The sequence below is a fragment of the Streptomyces sp. NPDC060209 genome, from assembly GCF_042728155.1.
Taxonomy (GTDB): domain Bacteria; phylum Actinomycetota; class Actinomycetes; order Streptomycetales; family Streptomycetaceae; genus Streptomyces.
The window spans coordinates 1-2,306 of sequence record NZ_JBHWZS010000544.1; the positions used below are offsets into that span (position 1 = coordinate 1).

2 protein-coding genes and 1 rRNA gene are annotated in these 2,306 nt (G+C 71.5%); all 3 read left to right on the forward strand.

Annotated features, from left to right (window positions below; translation table 11 throughout):
- Positions 1 to 92: ribosomal RNA gene (gene rrf / locus ACFWFI_RS42405) — 5S ribosomal RNA — on the forward strand; the annotation flags it as partial.
- 127 nt (positions 93 to 219) lie between these two features.
- A complete protein-coding gene (locus ACFWFI_RS42410; RefSeq protein ID WP_387401256.1) occupies positions 220 to 1,470 on the forward strand; it encodes a hypothetical protein in 1,251 nt (416 codons plus the stop codon).
- Positions 1,470 to 2,261 carry a tetratricopeptide repeat protein gene (locus tag ACFWFI_RS42415; RefSeq protein WP_387401257.1) on the forward strand — a complete coding sequence of 264 codons (792 nt, stop codon included), beginning with the start codon at positions 1,470 to 1,472 and terminating at the stop codon, positions 2,259 to 2,261. Before ACFWFI_RS42410 ends, ACFWFI_RS42415 begins: the two co-directional genes overlap by 1 nt.
- The last annotated feature ends 45 nt before the right edge of the window (positions 2,262 to 2,306 follow it).

A 2,306-nucleotide genomic window follows, 5' to 3' on the forward strand; every position in this document is an offset into this window, starting at 1 on the left:
CGCCCGGTTACATTCCGAACCCGGAAGCTAAGCCTTTCAGCGCCGATGGTACTGCAGGGGGGACCCTGTGGGAGAGTAGGACGCCGCCGAACAATCTTTCAGGACCCTTGGTCCCAGCGTTCATGCTGGGGCCAAGGGTCCTTTTTTTGTTTGCCGAAGCGCGTCGGATGGTCGGCTGCGCGAGAATGTCTGTGGTACCCGATGACAGGAGTCACCCCCATGTCCACCAACTCTTCCGACGACCGTCCGGAGCGCGAGCCGCGTCGCCGGGACAGCGGTGACAGGGGCGGTTTCCGTGGCGGTCGTGACGACCGGTCCGGCGCGCCTCGACGCGACAACGACCGCGGTGGTATCCGTCGCGATGACCGGAGCGGTGACCGGGACCGTGGTCCCCGCCGTGACGACAGCCGTGGTGCGGTGCCGGTGCCGGCACCGGCGGTGGCTTCCGTCGTGATGATCGTGCTCCGCGTCGTGAGGACGACCGTGGTGGGTACCGCGGCGGTCAGCGTGATGACCGTGGTGGCCGTCCCTCCGGTGGTGGGTTCGAGCGCCGTGACGACCGGCCGCGCGGCCCCCGTCGCGACGACGACCGCCCCTCCGGCTTCCGCCGTGACGACAGCCGCAGTGGCGGCGCCGGCGGCGGTAACTTCCGCCGCGATGACCGTGACCGTGCCCCGCGTCGTGAGGACGACCGGCCCAGCAGCTTCCGTCGTGATGATCGTGCCCCGCGTCGTGAGGACGACCGTGGTGGGTACCGCGGCGGTCAGCGTGATGACCGTGGTGGCCGTCCCTCCGGTGGTGGGTTCGAGCGCCGTGACGACCGGCCGCGTGGCCCCCGTCGCGACGACGACCGCCCCTCCGGCTTCCGCCGCGATGACAGCCGCGGTGGCGGCACCGGTGGCGGTGGCTTCCGCCGCGATGACCGGAGCGGTGGCGGTACGGGTGGCGGCGGTGGTTTCCGCCGTGACGACAGCCGTGGTGGTGGCGCCGGCGGCGGTAACTTCCGCCGCGATGACCGTGACCGCGCCCCGCGTCGTGAGGACGACCGGCCCAGCAGCTTCCGTCGTGATGACCGTGCCCCGCGTCGTGAGGACGACCGTGGTGGGTACCGCGGCGGTCAGCGTGATGACCGTGGTGGCCGTCCCTCCGGTGGTGGGTTCGAGCGCCGTGACGACCGGCCGCGTGGCCCCCGTCGCGACGACGACCGCCCCGGTGGTTTCCGCCGCGACGACAGCCGTGGTGGCGGCACCGGTGGCGGCGGCTTCCGCCGCGACGACCGGAGCGGCGGCGGTGACCGTGGTCCCCGTCGTGACAACGACCGGGGCAACGACCGCGGTGGCTACCGTGGCCGTGACGACCGCGGCGGCTACCAGGGACGCGACGACCGCGACCGTGAGCCCATCAAGCGGCTTCCCATTCCTGACGACGTCACAGGCGACGAGATCGACAAGGACGTCCGGCAGGAGCTGATGAGCCTGCCGAAGACCCTCGCCGAGGATGTCGCGCGGAACCTCGTGATGGTCGCCAACCTGATCGACGAGGACCCCGAGCAGGCTTACGCGTACTCGCGTATCGCCCTTCGGCTGGCGTCGAGGGTCGCCGCAGTGCGTGAGGCCGCGGGCTTCGCCGCGTACGCGACCCAGAAGTACGCCGAAGCGCTGGCCGAGTTCCGGGCGTCGCGTCGGATGACCGGCTCCGTGGAGCTGTGGCCCGTCATGGCCGACTGCGAGCGTGGACTGGGCCGCCCGGAGCGGGCCATGGCCATGGCCGGCGAGCCCGAGGTGCAGAAGCTGGACAAGGCCGGTCAGGTCGAGATGCGCCTGGTCGCCGCTGGTGCCCGCAGGGACATGGGGCAGATCGACGCCGCGATCGTCACGCTGCAGAGCCCCGAGCTGGCATCCAGCGCCGTTCACTCGTGGACTCCGCGCCTGCGGTACGCCTACGCCGACGCGCTCCTGGAAGCGGGCCGCGAGGACGAGGCCCGTGAATGGTTCGGCAAGGCCCTGGAGGCCGACAAGGACGGCGCGACCGACGCGTCCGACCGGCTGGCCGAACTCGATGGCGTGGAGTTCGTCGACGCGCTCGGTGATGACGAACGCACCGGCGGCGCGGCCGACGTCGACGTCCGGGCCACGGACGCGGACGAGGAAGACGCGGACGACGACGAAGACGCGGACGACGCGGACGACGACGCGGACGACGACGAAGACGCGGACGTGGATGACGAGGACGGCGACGCGGACGGGTCCGCGAAGGCCTGAGCGTTGCTGAAGCACGGCAGGTAGAAGAGGGCGGCACCCACAGCG

What these genes read in the sequence shown, in the direction of transcription:
- ACFWFI_RS42410 (WP_387401256.1), top strand. Translation starts at nt 220, where the DNA reads ATGTCCACCAACTCTTCCGACGACCGTCCGGAGCGCGAGCCGCGTCGC.
- ACFWFI_RS42415 (WP_387401257.1), top strand. Translation starts at nt 1,470, where the DNA reads ATGAGCCTGCCGAAGACCCTCGCCGAGGATGTCGCGCGGAACCTCGTG.